Origin of the sequence: Streptococcus sp. HMSC062D07 (genome assembly GCF_001814215.1) — a bacterium.
In the GTDB taxonomy this organism is placed as follows: Bacteria; Bacillota; Bacilli; order Lactobacillales; family Streptococcaceae; genus Streptococcus; species Streptococcus infantis_I.
Genome location: NZ_KV815330.1, coordinates 119,064 through 138,242, shown reverse-complemented (window position 1 = coordinate 138,242; position 19,179 = coordinate 119,064). Strand labels below are relative to the sequence as shown.

The 19,179-nt window shown below is 40.9% G+C and carries 13 protein-coding genes and 1 pseudogene; 10 read left to right on the top strand and 4 right to left on the bottom strand.

Features of this window, described 5'->3' with window-relative positions; genetic code table 11:
• Positions 1–182: 182 nt before the first annotated feature.
• From HMPREF2957_RS05565 to pyrE, 8 genes and pseudogenes are all read left to right on the top strand, one after another.
• A pseudogene (locus tag HMPREF2957_RS05565) lies at positions 183–6,200 on the top strand (Ig-like domain-containing protein); the annotation flags it as partial.
• 199 nt (positions 6,201–6,399) lie between these two features.
• The gene (locus tag HMPREF2957_RS05560; RefSeq protein WP_070677996.1) at positions 6,400–7,101 is read left to right on the top strand and encodes an ABC transporter ATP-binding protein; all 702 of its coding nucleotides are present in this window, start codon (positions 6,400–6,402) and stop codon (positions 7,099–7,101) included.
• A gap of 1 nt (position 7,102) precedes the next feature.
• Positions 7,103–9,808: an ABC transporter permease gene (locus HMPREF2957_RS05555; RefSeq protein ID WP_070677994.1), complete on the top strand. Its 2,706-nt coding sequence runs from the start codon at positions 7,103–7,105 to the stop codon at positions 9,806–9,808.
• 96 nt (positions 9,809–9,904) lie between these two features.
• The gene (gene murD / locus HMPREF2957_RS05550) at positions 9,905–11,257 is read left to right on the top strand and encodes a UDP-N-acetylmuramoyl-L-alanine--D-glutamate ligase (protein ID WP_070677992.1); all 1,353 of its coding nucleotides are present in this window, start codon (positions 9,905–9,907) and stop codon (positions 11,255–11,257) included.
• Between the two features lies 1 nt (position 11,258).
• The gene (locus tag HMPREF2957_RS05545; protein WP_004252319.1) at positions 11,259–12,317 is read left to right on the top strand and encodes a UDP-N-acetylglucosamine--N-acetylmuramyl-(pentapeptide) pyrophosphoryl-undecaprenol N-acetylglucosamine transferase; all 1,059 of its coding nucleotides are present in this window, start codon (positions 11,259–11,261) and stop codon (positions 12,315–12,317) included.
• A 9-nt stretch (positions 12,318–12,326) separates the two neighbouring features.
• Positions 12,327–13,592 carry a cell division protein FtsQ/DivIB gene (locus HMPREF2957_RS05540; protein WP_004252321.1) on the top strand — a complete coding sequence of 422 codons (1,266 nt, stop codon included), beginning with the start codon at positions 12,327–12,329 and terminating at the stop codon, positions 13,590–13,592.
• Positions 13,593–13,799: 207 nt separating this feature from the next.
• Entirely contained in the window at positions 13,800–14,501 is a 702-nt protein-coding gene (pyrF, locus tag HMPREF2957_RS05535) for an orotidine-5'-phosphate decarboxylase (RefSeq protein ID WP_004252322.1), read from the top strand.
• Between the two features lie 31 nt (positions 14,502–14,532).
• The gene (pyrE, locus tag HMPREF2957_RS05530; protein WP_004252330.1) at positions 14,533–15,165 is read left to right on the top strand and encodes an orotate phosphoribosyltransferase; all 633 of its coding nucleotides are present in this window, start codon (positions 14,533–14,535) and stop codon (positions 15,163–15,165) included.
• A gap of 63 nt (positions 15,166–15,228) precedes the next feature.
• On the opposite strand, the gene HMPREF2957_RS05525 is transcribed toward pyrE, so the two are convergent.
• The 4 genes from HMPREF2957_RS05525 to HMPREF2957_RS05510 are packed head-to-tail and all read right to left on the bottom strand — an operon-like array spanning position 15,229 to position 18,190.
• Positions 15,229–16,095: a cysteine ABC transporter substrate-binding protein gene (locus tag HMPREF2957_RS05525; RefSeq protein ID WP_004252332.1), complete on the bottom strand. Its 867-nt coding sequence runs from the start codon at positions 16,093–16,095 to the stop codon at positions 15,229–15,231.
• 18 nt (positions 16,096–16,113) lie between these two features.
• Entirely contained in the window at positions 16,114–16,872 is a 759-nt protein-coding gene (locus tag HMPREF2957_RS05520; protein ID WP_004252334.1) for an amino acid ABC transporter ATP-binding protein, read from the bottom strand.
• On the bottom strand, positions 16,873–17,550 hold the full coding sequence (locus tag HMPREF2957_RS05515; RefSeq protein ID WP_004252335.1) for an amino acid ABC transporter permease: 678 nt from the start codon (positions 17,548–17,550) through the stop codon (positions 16,873–16,875).
• Positions 17,510–18,190 (bottom strand): amino acid ABC transporter permease, encoded by a 681-nt coding sequence (locus HMPREF2957_RS05510; RefSeq protein ID WP_004252341.1) that lies wholly within the window; start codon positions 18,188–18,190, stop codon positions 17,510–17,512. Before HMPREF2957_RS05510 ends, HMPREF2957_RS05515 begins: the two co-directional genes overlap by 41 nt.
• Positions 18,191–18,397: 207 nt before the next feature.
• Here HMPREF2957_RS05510 and HMPREF2957_RS05505 point away from each other — a divergent pair, with 207 nt between their 5' ends.
• On the top strand, positions 18,398–18,793 hold the full coding sequence (locus tag HMPREF2957_RS05505) for a CopY/TcrY family copper transport repressor (RefSeq protein ID WP_004252342.1): 396 nt from the start codon (positions 18,398–18,400) through the stop codon (positions 18,791–18,793).
• Positions 18,794–18,803: 10 nt separating this feature from the next.
• Positions 18,804–19,175 (top strand): cupredoxin domain-containing protein, encoded by a 372-nt coding sequence (locus HMPREF2957_RS05500; protein ID WP_004252344.1) that lies wholly within the window; start codon positions 18,804–18,806, stop codon positions 19,173–19,175.
• The last annotated feature ends 4 nt before the right edge of the window (positions 19,176–19,179 follow it).

Below are 19,179 nucleotides of genomic sequence, written 5' to 3'. Positions count from 1 at the left end.
TACCTCAATACAGTTTTTTATATCCATTATTTTCTACTAATTTTAGTAATCATAGTCTGAAGTATGCTTTTTTCGAGAAACTATTGATGTATCTATTGTAATTGTATAAAATATGAATGAAGATGATGACTCATGAAAATAAAGAGCAAGGATGGGCGAACATATTGATTGATAGTCGAGTAAGAGAATTCAACCAAAACTGGCATTTTAAACTCAATGCCAATGCAAAAGACGCTATCAAACCAGATGCCGATGTATCAAGCTGGAAGAAATTAGACCTTCCTCATGACTGGAGTATTTACAATGACTTCGACCATGATTCTCCTGCCCAAAACGAAGGTGGGCAACTCAATGGTGGTGATGCTTGGTATCGTAAGACCTTTAAACTTGATGAAGAAGACCTCAATAAGAATGTTCGTATCACATTTGATGGAATTTATATGGATTCTCAGGTCTATGTCAATGGTCAGCTAGTAGGTCACTATCCAAATGGTTATAACCAATTCTCATATGACATTACTGACTATCTCCATAAAGACGGTCGCGAGAATGTCGTAGCAGTGCATGCCATCAACAAACAACCAAGTAGCCGTTGGTACTCAGGAAGCGGGATTTACCGTGATGTTACCCTTCAAGTCACAGATAAGGTCCATACTGAGAAAAATGGAACAACTATCTTAACTCCAGACCTTGAAAAACAACAAAATGGTAAGGTAGATACTCATGTAACAAGTAAGATCGTCAATACTGATGATAAAGATCATGAAATTCTTGCTGAGTATCAAATCATTGAACGTAATGGTCAAGCTGTAACGGATCTAGTTCGTACCGCTAGTCAAGTCTTGAAAGCTCATCAATCAACAAGTTTAAATGCTATTTTACAAGTTGATAAACCAAAACTTTGGACAGTTAATAGCGACAAACCAGCTCTTTACGAATTGGTGACACGTGTTTATCGTGATGGTCAATTGGTCGATGCTAAGAAGGACTTGTTTGGTTACCGTTACTACAACTGGACACCAAATGAAGGCTTCTCTTTGAATGGTGAACGCATTAAATTCCATGGAGTTTCTCTTCACCATGACCATGGAGCTCTTGGAGCTGAAGAAAACTATAAGGCAGAATACCGTCGTCTGAAACAAATGAAGGATATGGGTGTGAACTCTATCCGTACAACCCACAACCCAGCTAGTGAGCAAACTTTACAGATCGCTGCTGAGCTTGGTTTATTGGTCCAAGAAGAAGCTTTCGATACTTGGTATGGTGGTAAGAAACAGTATGACTATGGTCGCTTCTTTGATAAAGATGCTACTCACCCAGACGCTAAAAAAGGTGAAAAATGGTCTGATTTTGACCTTCGTACCATGGTTGAACGAGGAAAGAACAACCCTGCTATCGTCATGTGGTCTATCGGTAATGAAATCGGTGAAGCAGATGGGAAACCTCGTTCTCTAGCAACTGTTAAACGTTTGGTTCAAGTTATTAAGGCTGTTGATAAGACACGCTATGTCACTATGGGAGCAGATAAGTTCCGCTTTGGTGATGGTAGTGGTGACCATGAAAAGATTGCCAATGAACTTGATGCCGTTGGTTTTAACTACTCAGAAGACAACTACAAGAAACTTCGTGCGAAACATCCAAATTGGTTGATTTACGGATCTGAAACTTCCTCAGCTACTCGTACACGTGGAAGTTATTTCCGTCCAGAACGTGAATTGGTCCACAGCAATCAGGCTTACCGTAATTACGAGCAATCAGACTACGGTAATGACCGTGTTGGTTGGGGTAAAACAGCAACAGCATCTTGGACTTTTGACCGTGATAATGCGGGTTATGCAGGTCAGTTCATCTGGACAGGTACGGACTATATCGGTGAACCGACTCCATGGCACAACCAAAACCAAACTCCAGTTAAGAGTTCTTACTTTGGTATCGTAGATACAGCTGGTATTCCAAAGAATGATTACTACTTGTACCAAAGCCAATGGGTTTCTGCTGAGAAGAAACCAATGGTTCACTTGCTTCCTCACTGGAACTGGGAAAATCCTACCCTAAAAGAGAATGTAGCGGATGCAGATGGTAATATTCCAGTCCGTGCCTATTCTAATGCGGCAAGTGTAGAACTATTCTTGAATGGTAATACTCTAGGCAAGAAGACATTTACTAAAAAACAAACAAGTGATGGACGTACTTACCAAGAAGGTGCCAATGCAAATGAACTTTACCTTGAGTGGAAGGTTGCTTATCAACCTGGAACATTGGAAGCAGTAGCTCGTGATGAGGCTGGTAATGAAATTGCTCGTGATAAGGTTACGACTGCTGGTGAGCCTGCAGGTGTTCGCTTAGTCAAAGAAGAAAATGCTATCGCAGCTGACGGAAAAGACCTCACTTATATCTATTACGAAATTGTTGACAGTAAAGGTAACGTAGTTCCTACAGCCAATAATCTTGTTCGCTTCCAGTTGCATGGACAAGGTCAGATTGTCGGTGTGGATAACGGGGAACAAGCCAGCCGTGAACGTTACAAAGAACAAGCAGATGGTTCATGGATTCGCAAAGCCTTTAATGGTAAGGGTGTTGTGATTGTCAAATCAACTGAGCAAGCAGGTAAATTCACCTTGACTGCTCACTCTGATTTCTTGAAATCTGGTCAAACAACTATCTTCACAGGTAAGAAAGACCAAGAGGAAAAAACTGTTTTAGGTACAGAGGTTCCTAAAGTTCGTACAGTAATCGGTCAAGCAGCGAAAATGCCTTCAAAAATAGGATTTATCTACAGTGATGGCAGCCGTGCAAAAGTTCCAGTAGAATGGTCCGCAGTTGATGTCAACCAACCTGGTATTTTTACTGTTAAAGGTGTGGCAGAAGGAAGAGATGTAGAAGCGCGTGTTGAAGTCTTGGCACTCGAAGCAGAATTACCTGTAGTTAAGAGAATTACACCAAGTGCAGATCTGAGTACGGTTGATCCATCTGTTACCTATGTATTGTCAGATGGTACTCTAGGAAGCTATGACGTTGATAGGTGGGAAGTTGCAGCTGAAGATCAAGCTAAATTAACTATCCCAGGCTCTCGTATCCAAGCCAAAGGAATTTCAGGTGATGATGAAATCGCTGCAACCTTTGTAGTCGCAGAAGGTCAAGCAGCTTCACCAGTAGTACCGACTGTAACTGTTGCAGACCAGCCTGTAGAAGGGCTCTCAACTGATCAACCGGTCCTATACCATAAACTTGCTTATGGAGCTACTTTGCCTGAAGCCAAAGCTTTAGCTGAAAATGCGCAAGTTACTGTTATTCAAGCTAACGAAGCAAATGGTATGCGTGCTAGTATTTATGTTCAACCAAATGATGGTGGAGCACTTCAGACTTATGCTATCCAATTCTTACAAGAAGCTCCTCAGATTGAACGTTTAAGCCTAGAAGTTGAAAATGCAGACGCACTGAAAGAAGACCAAACAGTTGGTATCAAAGTCTTGGCTCATTATCAAGATGGAACTCAGGCCGTATTAAAAGCTGACAAGGTAACCTTCTCAACATCAGGTGAAGGAGACGTAGCTGTTCGTAAAGGTATGCTTGAATTGCATAAACCTGGTCAAGTAACTTTGAAAGCTCAATTTGAAGGAGCTGAAGGTCAGATTGACTTGAACATTCAGGCAAATACTGAAAATAAAGTTGTCCAGGCCATTCGTCCAATAAGTGTCGTGACAGGTTTGAACCAAGAACCAAGTCTACCTGATACAGTAACTGTAGAGTACGATAAAGGATTTCCAAAAGTTCACAAGGTAACTTGGCAAGCAGTTGCTAAGGAAGACCTTGCTAAATACCATAGCTTTGATGTTCTTGGTAAAGTAGAAGGAATTGAGAACGAAGCTCATGCTAAAGTTTCTGTAGAAAGTATCATTGCAGTCGAAGAAGTGACTACAACAACTCCAGTTTCAGAAGCTCCTCAATTACCAGAAAGTGTTCGTACTTACCATTCAAATGGACAAGTATCATCAGCTAAAGTGACTTGGGATGCTATTGATCCAAGCCAGTATGCACAAGAAGGTAGCTTTACAGTGACAGGACATGTGGAAGGTACTCAGTTACCAACAAAACTTCATGTTCGTGTATCTGCTCAGACAGAAACTGGTGCAAATATTTCTGATCAGTGGACAGGTTCAGAGTTGCCACTTGCCTTTGCATCAGACTCAAATCCAAGTGACTCAGTAGCCAATGTCAATGACAAACTTATCTCATTTAATGATCAACCGGCAAACCGCTGGACAAACTGGAAACGTACAAGTGAAGCATCGGTCGGAATCCTATTTGGTGATTCTGGTATCCTGTCTAAACGTTCGGTTGACAATCTCAATGTTGCCTTCCACGAAGACCACGGTGTTGGTGCACCTAAGTCTTATGTCATCGAATACTATGTAGGAAAAGATGTTCCAACAGTTCCTAAAAATCCAAGCTTTGTAGCCAGTGAAGACCACGTCTTTAACGATGACAATAATTGGAAACAAGTGACAAATCTTAAAGCTCCAGATCAAGTGAGAGCTGGAGAAATGACTCACTTTAGTTTTGATAAAGTCAATACCTATGCGGTTCGTATCCGTATGTTTAGACCAGATGGTAAATGGGGTACTTCCATTACAGAAATTCAAATCTTCTCTAAACAAGTAGCTGCAGCTAAGAAAGCTCAAGCTCAAATCCAAGTAGATGGAAAAGATTTGCCAAACTTTAACCCTGGCTTGACTGACTATTATCTAGAAGCTAAAGAAGACCAAGCACCAACTGTAACAGCAAGTGTATCAGATAATGGTATTGCTACAGTGATTCCAAGCGTGCGTGAAGGAGATCCAGTTCGTGTTGTCGTTAAGGCTGAAAACGGAGATATTCTAGGTGAATACCGTCTCCACTTTACAAATGATAAAGACTTGCTAGCAAGTAAACCTGTTGTTGCTGTGAAATCATCACGCTTGGTTGCTAAGGGCCATACTCTTGAGTTACCTGCGAAAGTCGCTGTTTACTTCACAGGTAAAGATGGCTATGAAGTCAAAGACTTGGCAGTTGAATGGGATGAAGTTCCAGCTGAAAATCTAGCGAATGCAGGTGAATTTACAGTTCGTGGTCGCGTTTTAGGTACTGATTTAACTGCTGAAGTAGCAGTACGTGTGACTGATAAACTCGGTGAAAACCTATCAGATAACCCTGATTTCGATGATGATAGCAACCGCTCATTTGCTTCTGCAACTAACGATATTGATCCAAACTCTCATGACCGTGTGGACTATGTTAACGATGGTTCTGATGATGAAACCCGTCGTTGGACCAACTGGTCTCCAACTCCATCTGATAATCCAGAGGTTTCAGTAGGGGTTATCTTTAGAGAAGCTGGCAAGATTGTTGAACGTACAGTCGCTGAAGGAAGCATTCGATTCTTCTCAGATGGTGGTACAGATGCACCTTCTAAACTAGTCTTAGAGCGCTATGTGGGACCAGAATTTGACTCACCAGAATACTACTCTAACTACCAACCATACGATCCAGAACATCCATTCAACACTCCTTCTAACTGGGAGAAGGTTGAATACCGTGCGGATCAAGAGATTCAAGCAGGTACTGATATCCATGTAACCTTTGCCCCAGTTAAAGCTAAGGCTATGAGATGGCGCATGGATAGAAAAGCTGATACCAAGGGTGTAGCTATTACAGAAATGGCCTTCATTGCTCCAAGTGAGGAACCTAAGGATAGTACAGTTGCAAAACTTCTTGTGGATGGAAAAGAGATTGCTGACTTCTCTGAAGATCGTGTGGATTACCAAGTAACCTACAGTGGAAATCGTCCTCAAGTAACAGTTGAAGCTGGCGAAAACGTAGCAGCAACTATTGTTGATAGTGGAGATGATAAACTTCCAGTCTTGATTCATCTTGTTTCAGAAAGTGGTAAACATATTAAGGAATATCGCATTCAATTGACTAAGGCAGATGCTGAAAGCGCTAAGACAGAACCAGCTGTACACGAAGTACCAGAGTACAAAGATGAGCAGTCGATTGTAGCCCTTGCTATGTCACAAGATAAGACTTATCAAGCACCTGCAAGCCGTCAACATATTCTCCCTGAAACAGGTACTAAGGAAAATGCAACCCTTGCAACAGCAGGTGTTGTGGGAGCGCTTCTTGGACTCTTTGCAATGGGAAAGAAGAAAGACGAAGAATAAAATAATCTGACAGTATTTAGATTATAGAGATTGGACAAGAAAACAATCTCAACTATAAAAAGTGGACAAACTAGTTTCAAGAAACAGAACTAGATCTTGTCCGCTTTTTTTATGTTTTATATTTAGGGCTTAACTTTCTTTCTATTATTAAAAGAGTTATAATAAGGGTGAAATAAGGGGTAGGAAAGGAGGAGATAAGATGTCCTATATTGAAATGAAACATAGCTATAAGAGGTATCATACTGGAGATACAGAAATCATAGCCAATCGAGATGTGAGTTTCGAGATTGAAAAGGGAGAACTAGTCATTATCCTTGGTTCGTCTGGAGCAGGAAAGTCAACCGTTTTAAATATTCTAGGTGGAATGGATACCAATGATGAAGGACAAGTTTGGATTGACGGAATCAATATCTCGGATTTCACTTCTCATCAGAGAACCAACTATCGTAGAAATGACGTTGGTTTTGTCTTTCAGTTTTATAACTTGGTTGCTAACTTGACTGCTAAAGAAAATGTCGAGTTGGCATCAGAAATTGTCTTAGATGCCTTAGATCCTGAGCAAGTTCTAAAGGATGTAGGTCTAGGCCATCGTCTCAATAATTTTCCAGCTCAGCTATCAGGTGGAGAACAACAACGGGTAGCAATAGCTCGAGCTGTGGCTAAAAATCCCAAAATTCTCCTCTGTGATGAGCCAACGGGAGCTTTGGACTACCAGACTGGTAAGCAGGTTTTAAAGATTCTTCAAGAAATGTCATGTAAGAAGGGCGCTACCGTTGTCATCGTGACCCACAATGCTTCCCTAGCTCCTATAGCTGATCGGGTGATTCAGATGCATGATGCCAGTGTCAAGAGCGTTGTTATCAATCCTCAACCACAGGATATTGATGATTTGGAGTACTGATATGAAAAGGAAGATATATTGGAAAGACCTGCTCCAGTCTTTCACAGGTTCAAAAGGGCGATTTTTATCCATTCTAACTTTGATGATGTTAGGTTCTTTGGCCCTAGTCGGTCTCAAAGTGGCCAGTCCCAATATGGAGCGAACAGCTTGGACTTTTCTGAAAAATACCAATGCGGCAGATGTGACCGCCATAGGAGATTATGGGCTTGATCAGGCAGACCAGGCAGAATTGCAAACTCTATCAGGAGCAGATGTCGAGTTTGGTTATATGACAGATTTGATTCTGGCAAATAGTGAAGATGCCATACGAATCTTTTCAAATACTGATAAGATTTCAAAATTTCAAGTAACGGAAGGTCGTTTGCCTGAAAAAGAAGATGAATTGGCCTTGGCGGACTTTTGGAAAGATCAATATCAGATTGGTCAAGTCATTTATTTGAGTCAAAAAAAAGGCAGTAATTCTCAATTAAAGCGGGATAGTTATACCATTACAGGCTTTGTCCACTCTCCAGATATTTTTTCAAAATCAGATATGGGGAGTTCAGCCAGTGGTAATGGGAACTTAGTAGCATATGGTGTTGTAACTGAAGAAAATTTTAAGAGCTCTGTTTACACGATTGCCCGCCTGCGTTTTGCTAGCCTAACAGATGTCAATCCTTTCTCTAGTGATTACGAAAAGAAGCTAGAGGAAGAAGAGGAGACTTTAAAGGAACTAGTTGCTGATAATGGTCAAGCTCGACTTGAGAAAATGAAGAAAGACGCTCAAAAATCACTTGATGAAGGAAAGAAGCAACTGGACCAGGTAGAGACCAACCTGGTAGCTGGCAAGAAACGTCTACAAGAAATCGAGACTCAGCTTCAAGGACAAGAAGTACAGTTAAGCCAACTTCCAGAACCACAAAAGAGCCAAGTTTCGAGCCAGATAGAAGAAGCTAAAGAACAATTGAAACAAGAAAAGGAAAAACTAAGTCATGCTGAGTCAGATTTTGCTAGTGAGAAGGCTAAATGGCAGACCAGTCAGGATGAAGTCAATGCTCTGACAGAGCCAACCTATCATGTTTACAATCGAAAAAGCTCTCCTACTGGTCAAGGTTATCTCATGTATAGTAACTCAGCCATGAGTATTCGTGCCGTGGGAAATATCTTTCCAGTTGTTCTCTATGCCGTCGCAGCCATGGTTACCTTTACAACTATGACACGTTTTGTGGATGAGGAAAGGACCAATGCAGGAATCTTTAAAGCTCTAGGCTACCATAGCAAAGACATCATTGCTAAGTTTGTGATTTATGGTCTAGTTGCTGGAACGCTTGGAACTCTTCTAGGAATTCTAATTGGCCATTATGTTTTAGCACCCACAATCTCACATATCATCACCGAGCGTATGATTGTTGGTGAGAATCAACAGTATTTTTACTGGACCTATAGTTGCTTAGCTCTGGGGGTGAGCTTAGTAGCTAGTGTCCTACCTGCCTACCTTGTATCTCGCAGAGACTTACATGAAGAAACGGCGCAATTATTACTCCCTAAGCCACCAGTCAAGGGATCTAAAATTCTCTTAGAGCGCATCACATTTATTTGGTCACGCTTGAGTTTTACTCAGAAGGTAACAGCCCGCAACATTTTCCGTTACAAACAACGCATGCTGATGACCATTTTTGGAGTTGCTGGTTCAGTAGCTCTTCTCTTTGCAGGGCTTGGTATTCAATCCTCTGTGGTTGGAGTGGCTAGTAGACAGTTTAATGATTTACAACAGTATCAGATGATTCTCTCTGTCAATTCTAGTGCTTCAAATTCAGATAAGGTTGAACTAGAAGAAAAATTGCAGAGTGATGACGTAGAGAATTATCGTTTAATATACTCAAAGCAGATTGAGGAAAAATATCCTGGCAAGGCAGGTATTCAAACCGTGACCATCATGGTAACGGATCAAGATGACCTAGCTCCCTTTGTTCAATTAGAAAAAAATGGAGAAAAGTTAAGCTTGTCTAACGGAGTTGTCTTGACAGAAAAATTGGCCCAGTTGGCAGGAGTTTCCGTTGGTGACAACTTTACAATAGATGGAAAAACTTTTAAAGTAGGTGGCATCACCGAGCACTATGTAGGCCATTTTGTTTATATGAATCAGGCGATCTATGAGAGAATTTATGGTCAATCTCCTAAGATGAATACCTATCTAGTCCAACTTAAGGATAAAAGTGAAGGCAATACTGAAAGAGTTGCAGGAGAATTTATGGAGCAGGCAGCTGTCAATGGCCTCGTTCAAAATGCTTCAACCATTCAGCTATTTGAAAGTTTCGCCAGTTCCCTTAACCAAACAATGGCAATTTTGGTACTGGTATCGGTGCTTTTAGCTATTGTGATTCTCTATAATCTGACAAATATCAATGTTGCTGAACGGATTCGTGAACTTTCCACCATCAAGGTCCTTGGTTTTCACAATCAAGAAGTGACCCTTTACATCTATCGGGAAACTATCATATTGTCAGTGGTTGGAGTTATTTTAGGATTAGTCACAGGTTACTATCTCCATCAATTTTTAATCCAGATGATTGCTCCTGGCAGCTTCCGCTTTCAACCAAAAGTAGGTTGGGAAGTGTATCTAATCCCAGTTCTAGCAGTTAGTGTCATTCTGATTATCCTTGGATTTTTTGTAAATCATTATCTGAGAAAGATTGATATGCTAGAAGCCCTCAAGTCGGTAGAATAGGTTTATCATAACAAAAAACAAATAAGAAAGCCCTTTGTGGCTTTTTTATTTTCATAAAAATGGTAAAATAGTAAGAGTAGAAATGGAGTTCTAGATATGAAACGAATTGATCAATTTGAAAATAAGAAAGTATTAGTCCTAGGTTTAGCCAAATCAGGTGAGTCTGCAGCTCGTCTCTTGGACAAGTTGGGTGCCATTGTAACAGTTAATGATGGCAAGCCTTTTGAGGAAAATCCAGCTGCTCAAAGCCTTTTGGAAGATGGTATCAAGGTTGTAACTGGTGGTCATCCCTTGGAATTGTTGGATGAAGATTTTGCCCTCATGGTGAAAAACCCTGGTATTCCTTATAGAAACCCTATGATTGAAAAAGCTCTAGAAAAAGGCATTCCAGTCTTGACAGAGGTTGAGTTGGCCTATTTGATTTCTGATGCACCAATCGTCGGTATTACTGGTTCAAATGGTAAGACAACGACCACAACCATGATTGGTGAAGTTCTGACTGCTGCAGGACAAAATGGACTCTTATCAGGTAACATCGGTTATCCTGCTAGTCAGGTTGCTCAAACTGCAACAGATAAGGATACCCTTGTCATGGAACTTTCTTCTTTCCAATTAATGGGAATCCAGGAATTCCATCCTGAAATTGCTGTTATCACCAACCTGATGCCAACACATATTGACTATCACGGTTCTTTTGAGGACTATGTGGCAGCCAAGTGGAATATCCAAAGCAATATGACAGCAGCTGATTACCTAGTATTGAACTTCAACCAGGAATTAGCTAAAGAACTTGCTACAAAGACAAACGCGGCTGTAGTACCATTCTCAACACTTGAAAAGGTTGACGGAGCCTATCTTGAAGATGGTCTTCTCTACTTCCGTGGTGAAAAAGTCATGGCAGCTGATGAAATCGGTGTTCCAGGTAGCCACAATGTGGAAAATGCTCTTGCAACCATTGCCGTTGCTAAACTGCGTGGCGTTGATAATGAAACCATCAAGGAAACCTTGTCAGCCTTTGGTGGTGTGAAGCACCGTCTCCAGTTTGTAGACCAAATCAATGGCGTTAAATTCTATAACGATAGTAAGTCAACCAATATTTTAGCAACTCAAAAAGCCTTGTCAGGATTTGATAATAGCAAGGTTATCTTGATTGCTGGTGGGTTGGACCGTGGCAATGAGTTTGACGAATTGGTTCCTGATATTACTGGACTTAAGAAAATGGTCATCCTCGGTCAATCTGCCGAACGTGTCAAGCGTGCAGCAGATAAAGCTGGTGTGGCTTATGTCGACGCGACTGATATTGCAGATGCGACTCGTAAGGCTTATGAACTTGCGGAAGAGGGAGATGTTGTTCTCCTCAGTCCTGCCAATGCGAGCTGGGATATGTATGCTAACTTTGAAGTACGTGGAGATCTTTTCATCGACACTGTAGCGGAGTTAAAGGGATAATATGAAAAAAATAGTATTTACTGGTGGGGGAACGGTTGGACACGTTACCCTCAACCTTTTGTTAATGCCTAAGTTCATCGAAGATGGCTGGGAAGTTCACTATATTGGTGATAAAAATGGGATTGAGCATCATGAAATTCTCAAGTCAGGTTTAGATATTACCTTCCATTCGATTGCAACAGGGAAATTACGTCGATATTTCTCATGGCAAAATATGGTTGACGTCTTTAAGGTTGCTTTTGGAATTCTTCAATCGCTCTTTATCATGCTTCGAGTTCGTCCACAAGCCCTCTTTTCTAAGGGTGGATTTGTATCTGTTCCGCCTGTTATCGCAGCGCGAGTATGCAGAGTACCAGTCTTCATCCACGAGTCTGATCTCTCTATGGGATTGGCCAATAAAATTGCCTATAAGTTTGCGACTAAGATGTACTCTACTTTCGAGCAAGCGTCTAGTCTCACTAAGGTAGAACATGTAGGAGCTGTGACCAAGGTTTCTGGTCCAGTTATGGAAGAACCTGAAGAAATGGTGGATATCCGAACTTCTTTCAATGATAAGCTACCAACTCTTCTTTTCGTCGGAGGTTCTGCTGGGGCGCGTGTCTTTAACCAACTAGTAACAGACCACAAGGAAGAGCTGACTAGTCGCTATAATATCATTAACCTGACAGGTGATGCTAGTTTAAATGAACTAAGTTCAAACCTCTACCGTGTTGACTATGCGACGGAACTCTATCAACCACTCATGAATATGGCTGATGTGGTCATCACTCGTGGTGGTGCCAATACGATTTTTGAACTCCTTGCTATGGCTAAATTGCACGTCATTGTGCCACTGGGTCGTGAAGCCAGCCGCGGAGATCAGATTGAAAATGCAGCCTATTTTGTGAAGAAAGGCTATGCTGAGGAGTTGCAAGAGAGCGATTTGACTTTGTCAACTTTAGAAGAAAAAGTAAATCAACTCTTGACCAACAAAGAGATTTACCAAAACAAGATGAAGAATTCTCAGGAATTAAAATCTGTGGCAGATTTTTATGAGTTACTAAAAAAAGATTTATCATAAGGAAAATTGATGTCAAAGGATAAAAAGAATCAGCACACTCAAGGCAAGGAATTGTCAGAGTGGCAAAAACGAAATCAAGAATATCTTCAAAAAAAAGCTGAAGAAGAGGCGAAACGTGCCGAAGAAGAAGCACGTGAAAAAGAAGAACAAGTATCAGAGTCTTCTGAAAGCGCTCAAGAAGTGTCAGAATGGCAAAAACAACACCAGGAGTATTTGAGTAAAAGAACGGAAGAAAACTCTACGAGTTCTGAAGAAGTGGACGAAGAATCCGAAAAATCTGAAGAGAAGGATTCGGATACTAGCGATGAGACTTCAAATGAAGAGAAAGATTCGGAGGAAACTCCTCAAGAAGACTCTAAGAGTCAGGATCAAGTAGAGAAAGAAAAAGCTGACGAAAAGGTTAAGAAACAGAAAAAGGTAAAAACCAAGAGTAAACCTCCAAAACCGGCCATTCCTTCTATACATATCTGGCGAGCAGTTACGATCCTCGTCCCTAGTTTTATAATCTTATTCTTGTCTATTTATCTACTAAGTCCTCTAGCTACAATGAAACATATTGAAGTTACAGGGACGGTTCAGACAAGTGCAGACCAAGTCAAAGAAGCTTCTGGCATTCGTGACAGTGACTATACAATCAGCTTGCTCTTAAATAAAGATAAGCATGCGGAAATGGTCAAATCAAATCACTGGATTGAATCGGCTAAGATAACTTATCAATTTCCAGTTCACTTCACCATTGAAGTGAAGGAATTTGAGATTGCGGCCTACTCTGTTTCTGGAGATAGCTATTACCCAATCTTATCTAGTGGAAGCATTGAATCAACTGCCGTTAGTTCTGACAACTTACCTGAGAAATACATATCTGTTTTATTTAACGATGAGGAACAGATTAAAACCCTAATTTCTCAGCTAAATGAAGTTAGTCCAGAAATTAAGCAAGAGATTGAGAAGATTGAACTTGCACCAAGCAAGGTAACAAGTGACCTTCTAAAGATTACCATGTATGATACAGACGAGATTTTGGTGCCATTATCAGAACTAGGTAAGAAATTACCTTACTATAGTAAGATAAAACCACAGTTGACAGTTCCTAGCGGAATTGACATGGAGGTCGGTATCTATAGCTATAGTCTAGTGGATAAGGCTCTGGATGACGAAAGAGTCAAAGCCAAAGAAGAGGAAAAGAAGAAGCAGGAAGAAGAGAAGAAAAAACAAGCTGAGCAAGGAAATCAAGATCAAACAACACAGACGACTCAAACAACACAGAGTCGCTAAGTTTCAGATGATTCGTCCAGTTACTTGTTTTTACTTGACAAGTACCGCTTTAAATAATAGAATAGTAAAAAACCTTTAAAGCAGTCCAGAGAGGCAGCTAAGGTTAGACGGTGAAAGGGTGTAGACTACCCATTTTTCGTGGAACCTTGCTGTAGGCAGGTTCCTTTTTTCATGCTCTCTAGCTTACAAAGGTAAAAGGAGAAAAGTATGCGCGAAGCTCGTCCAGTCATTGCTCTTGATTTTCCTAGTTTTGAGGCAGTCAAGCAGTTTTTAGCTCTTTTTCCAGCAGGAGAGAGCCTCTATCTAAAGGTAGGTATGGAACTCTATTACGCTACAGGACCTGAGATTGTTTCTTATCTGAAAGGTTTGGGACATAGTGTCTTTCTGGATCTTAAACTCCATGATATTCCAAATACAGTCAAATCAGCCATGAAGGTCTTGTCTCATCTGGGCGTTGATATGACCAATGTTCATGCAGCAGGTGGCGTTGAGATGATGAAGGCTGCGCGTGAAGGCTTTGGGAAAGAAGCCAAATTGATTGCTGTCACTCAGTTAACTTCAACCTCTGAGGAACAAATGAGAGAGTTTCAAAATATCCAAACCAGTCTTCAAGAATCTGTCATTCATTATGCTAAGAAAACCGCTGAAGCGGGATTAGATGGTGTGGTTTGTTCAGCTCAAGAAGTAAAACTCATCAAAGAAGCTACCAGTCCAGACTTTATTTGCCTGACACCCGGCATTCGTCCATCAGGCGCTGCAGTAGGAGACCAAAAACGAGTCATGACACCAGCAGATGCTTATCATATTGGTAGTGACTATATCGTTGTTGGACGCCCAATCACTCAAGCCACTGATCCAGTAGCAGCTTATCATGCTATCAAGGATGAATGGACACAAGACTGGAAATAAGAATATAGTTTAAAATACAAAGGAGAATCCCATGACACTTGCTAAAGACATTGCTAGCCATCTATTGAAAATTCAAGCCGTTTACCTCAAACCAGAAGAGCCCTTCACTTGGGCATCAGGTATCAAGTCACCAATTTATACGGACAACCGTGTGACGCTTGCCTACCCAGAAACTCGAACTTTGATTGAGAATGGTTTTGTAGAAGCCATCAAGTCAGAATTCCCAGAGGTAGAAGTGATTGCAGGAACAGCGACTGCGGGTATCCCACACGGTGCCATCATCGCTGACAAGATGAATCTGCCATTTGCTTATATCCGTAGCAAACCAAAAGACCACGGAGCAGGAAACCAAATCGAAGGCCGTGTAGCCCAAGGTCAAAAAATGGTCGTTGTGGAAGATTTGATTTCAACTGGTGGTTCGGTTCTTGAAGCTGTTGCAGCTGCCAAACGTGAAGGAGCGGATGTTCTTGGAGTTGTGGCTATCTTCAGCTATCAATTACCAAAAGCAGATAAAAACTTTGCAGATGCTGGTGTCAAACTGGTGACTCTTTCAAACTACAGTGAGCTTATCCACCTAGCCCAAGAAGAAGGCTACATCACACCAGAAGGACTTGCTCTCCTCAAACGCTTTAAAGAAGACCAAGAAAATTGGCAAAATGCTTAAGGTATATAAAAATCAGGTAACCCTTAGGGTTACCTGATTTCTTTTTGTTACATTTATTAGATGTTAGTCAACTTTTCCACCTTCAACAACTAGGTCATCTGCTTTAGCAGCATCACCGTAAGTTGGGTGAAGTGTTTTTTCATAAGCCTTGTGGAAGAAGTTTTCTTTGCCTAATTTTTCGATTTCTTGGTTGATGTAGTCAAGCAGTTCTTGGTTACCTTTTTGAACTGCGGGTGCAATGGTATCTGGGTTACCTAGAGAAGAAATTCCTACCTCATATCCTTTATTTTCAAGTGCCCAAGCTAGAACTTCAGTATTGTCAGTAGAGAAGGCATCTCCACGTCCATCAAGAAGGGCTTGGTAGGCATCGCTATATTGATCGTATTTTTGGAGTTTTACTTCTGGGTGATTTTTCTCAAAGTAAGTTTCAGCAGTCGTTCCTTTTGTAACAATCAAGGTTTTGCCTTCAAGTTCTTTAACGTCCTTGATGACTTTATCTTTTGGTGACACAACACCGAGAGAAACTTTCATGTAAGGAAGGGCAAAGTCAACTTGTTTCTTACGTTCGTCAGTAACTGTGAAGTTGGCAAGGGTGATATCAACCTTGTTAGAAATCAAGTATTCAGCACGGTTGGCAGCATCAACAGAAACGTATTTGACCTTTACACCAAGGTCTTGTGCTAATTGGTTACCTAGTTCGATATCATAACCTTGGTAAGAACCGTCGTTGTCAACATAACCAAATGGTTTTTTGTCTCCAAATACCGCGATTCGAAGTTCACCACTTTTCTTAATTTCATCAATAGTACGAGCTTTGGCAGTTGCCTTTGTAGATGAAGCATCAGAGCTTCCTCCTGAACTACAAGCTGTGACGAAGATAAGCGCAAATGCTAGAGCAAAAACAGTTAGAATTGGTTTAAGTAGTTTCATAATAATCTCCTTTGTTGATTATAGATATGAGCCAAACTGGCTAAAGTCAAAGACGTTTAAAAATTCTTGTGCTCGTTTCGTTTGTGGATTTGTGAAGAATTCTTGAGCAGTTCCTTCTTCAGCAATTTTTCCTTGGTCTAGAAAGATAATGCGGTCCGCAATAGCTTGGGCAAACTGCATTTCGTGGGTTACCAGAATCATGGTACGACCTTCTTGGGCCAAGTCATTGATGAGTTCTAGAACCTCACGTACCATTTCTGGATCCAGTGAAGCAGTTACTTCGTCAAAGAGGATAATTTCTGGATGCATGAGAAGTGCACGAACGATGGCTACCCGTTGCTTTTGTCCACCAGATAATTGACGAGCAAAGCTATGTTTTTTATCTAGAAGTCCGACACGTTCCAGTAGTTGCAGAGCTTCTTCAGTGACTTCTTTTTTGTCTCTCCCCTGAGCCTTGATAGGTCCTAGGATGAGGTTTTGAAGGACATCTAGGTGAGGAAAGAGTTCATAACTTTGAAAGACCATACCGATCTTTTGGCGAACCAGGTGAAAATCTTTTTTATTTTCAACGATGGACTGACCATCAAGCAGGATATCTCCTCCTTGAATACTTTCTAAACCATTGAGGCAGCGAAGTAGCGTACTTTTACCACAACCAGATGGTCCTAGGATGACGACGACTTCTCCCTTTTTAATATCTAGGGAAAGTCCTTGGAGGATTGGATTATCTCCGAAGGATTTTTTTAGTTCCTTGATTTCTAAAATAGTTTCAGACATTTAGTTCCTCCAATGTTTTTCTAGATGAGTAGATAGTTTGGAAATAGGGAAGCAAACTGCGAAATACAAGACTAGGATGGTTCCATATATCCAAAAGGAAGCGGTTGGGATGGTTAAGCGATTGCTATCAATGATTTGTTGTCCAACCTTGGTAACCTCAACAACTCCAATCAAAACAACCAAGGAAGTCGTTTTGATCATACGAGTGACAAGATTGATGGCTTGCGGTAGAAGCCTTCTCAAAACTTGAGGGATAATGATATGGTAGTAGAGTTGCACTTTAGTTAAGCCAAGCGCTTGTCCGCTCTCAAACTGATGTTTAGGCAAGGAAGTGATAGCGCCACGAACCAAGTCACCCATCTCAGCTGTTCCCCAGAGGGTGAAAACGATAATAGCAGAAGTCTCCCCAGAGATATTGATATTAAAGTTTCGAGCTAAGCCAAAGTAAACGATGAAAAGGAGCACTAGCTGCGGCATAATCCGGATAAATTCTAGATATAAGCGTGTCAATAAGCGAATCACTCTAGAATGAGAGGTCATGATAATTCCCATAACCGTTCCGAAAATCATGGATAAGAAGACAGACAGGATAGAAATCCCAATTGTGACTCCCAATCCCTGTAAAATTCTCAAGAGATTATTTCCCTGAAAGAGTACTTGCATTCCCGAATCCTGCATGACGGAGCCTCCTTTCTATCCAACTAAAGACTAGTGAAATAGGTAGAAGCACGATAAGGTAAGCAACCACCAACATGGCTAGTGCGATATCTGTTTCATAGTAGAGTCCAATCAAATCCTTAGCAACATACATTAGGTCAGCAAGGGCGACTGCCGAAAAGACAGATGTTTCTTTGATGAGGAAAATAACATTTGCGCTAAAGGATGGTAGAGCCACTGCAGTCGCTTGTGGAAGAATCACGTAGCGAAAGACCTGAAAAGGTGTAAGCCCAATGGCTAAACCAATTTCATGCTGGGTTTGACTGACGGCTTCTAGCCCGCTTCGGAAGGATTCTGCCATGTAGGAACCACCTAAGAAAATGAGTCCAACCGTTGCACAGACTTCTGAAGAGAGAACAATCCCTATTCGAGGTAGACCGAAGTAGAGAAAGAAAAGTTGTATCAAAAGGGGTGTATTTCGTGACAATTCTATATAGGCTGTAGCTAATTGTGAGAAAACAGGAACTCGATAATGTCGGATGACGCTGACGATGATCCCCAGCAAAAAAGAACCTAGAATTCCCCAAACTGCAATATGCAAGGTCAGAAAAAAAGCCTTTTGATAGAGTGGTAGATATTGTTCAACAATGGACCAATCCAAAAGTAGAACCTCCTATCTAGGAAAATAATACAGTTATTGTAGCATTAAAACAGAGCTTTGAATAATATGTATTTTTTATCACAATGATAGACAAAATCTATTGGAAAGGGAAATTTTAAAATTTTTAGGAAATTTAGTTGACAAATGTAGATTTTGAGAGTATACTGATAATTGTAATTGACAAATGTAGATTTTGGAGGTGTACTGATGCAGATTTCGGATGCAGAATGGCAGGTCATGAAGATTATCTGGATGCAGGGAGAACAGACTAGTACTGATCTGATAAAAGTATTAGAGAAAAGGTTTAGCTGGTCCAAATCCACGATCCAGACACTCTTGGCTCGTTTGGTGGAGAAAGAATGTTTGACTCGGGAAAAACAGGGCAAGTACTTTGTCTATTCGGCCCTTTTAACGCTAGATGATAGTAGGGGCTTAATGGTTCATGATATCAAAGACAAGCTTTGTTCTCGCAGAATAAAGCTCTTGCTAGCTGATTTGATTGAAGAATGTGATTTTACCCTAGCTGACTTGGAGGGCTTGGAAGAAGTGATTTCAAAGAAAAAAGCAAATGCTGTAACAGAAGTAAAATGTAATTGTATGTAAAGGAGACGCTATGTTAAATCTATTTGTATCTATTGTTGTTTTAGGAATGATTGCTTTTATCCTCTTTTGGTTTTTCAAAAAACCGCAAGAAGATGCTAAGAGAGCCCAACAAAAGAATGGCTATCAGGAGATTCGAGTGGAGGTCATGGGGGGCTACACTCCAGGAACCATTATCCTCAAAAAATCGCAACCTGCTCGCATTATTTTTGATCGAAAAGATCCTTCACCTTGCTTGGACCAAATCGTTTTTCCAGACTTTGGAGTGCATGCAGATCTGCCTATGGGAGACCAATATGTGGTTGAAATCACTCCTGAAGAAGCAGGTGAGTATGGTTTCTCTTGTGGCATGAATATGATGCACGGTAAGATGATTGTAGAATAGGAGA

Excerpts from the sequence above, each read along its gene's own strand:
- HMPREF2957_RS05540 (WP_004252321.1), top strand. The coding sequence starts at position 12,327 with ATGTCAAAGGATAAAAAGAATCAGCACACTCAAGGCAAGGAATTGTCA.
- pyrF (WP_004252322.1), top strand. The coding sequence starts at position 13,800 with ATGCGCGAAGCTCGTCCAGTCATTGCTCTTGATTTTCCTAGTTTTGAG.
- HMPREF2957_RS05560 (WP_070677996.1), top strand. The coding sequence starts at position 6,400 with ATGTCCTATATTGAAATGAAACATAGCTATAAGAGGTATCATACTGGA.
- HMPREF2957_RS05520 (WP_004252334.1), bottom strand. The coding sequence starts at position 16,872 with ATGTCTGAAACTATTTTAGAAATCAAGGAACTAAAAAAATCCTTCGGA.
- HMPREF2957_RS05515 (WP_004252335.1), bottom strand. The coding sequence starts at position 17,550 with ATGCAGGATTCGGGAATGCAAGTACTCTTTCAGGGAAATAATCTCTTG.
- pyrE (WP_004252330.1), top strand. The coding sequence starts at position 14,533 with ATGACACTTGCTAAAGACATTGCTAGCCATCTATTGAAAATTCAAGCC.
- HMPREF2957_RS05525 (WP_004252332.1), bottom strand. The coding sequence starts at position 16,095 with ATGAAACTACTTAAACCAATTCTAACTGTTTTTGCTCTAGCATTTGCG.
- HMPREF2957_RS05555 (WP_070677994.1), top strand. The coding sequence starts at position 7,103 with ATGAAAAGGAAGATATATTGGAAAGACCTGCTCCAGTCTTTCACAGGT.
- murD (WP_070677992.1), top strand. The coding sequence starts at position 9,905 with ATGAAACGAATTGATCAATTTGAAAATAAGAAAGTATTAGTCCTAGGT.
- HMPREF2957_RS05545 (WP_004252319.1), top strand. The coding sequence starts at position 11,259 with ATGAAAAAAATAGTATTTACTGGTGGGGGAACGGTTGGACACGTTACC.
- HMPREF2957_RS05500 (WP_004252344.1), top strand. The coding sequence starts at position 18,804 with ATGTTAAATCTATTTGTATCTATTGTTGTTTTAGGAATGATTGCTTTT.
- HMPREF2957_RS05505 (WP_004252342.1), top strand. The coding sequence starts at position 18,398 with ATGCAGATTTCGGATGCAGAATGGCAGGTCATGAAGATTATCTGGATG.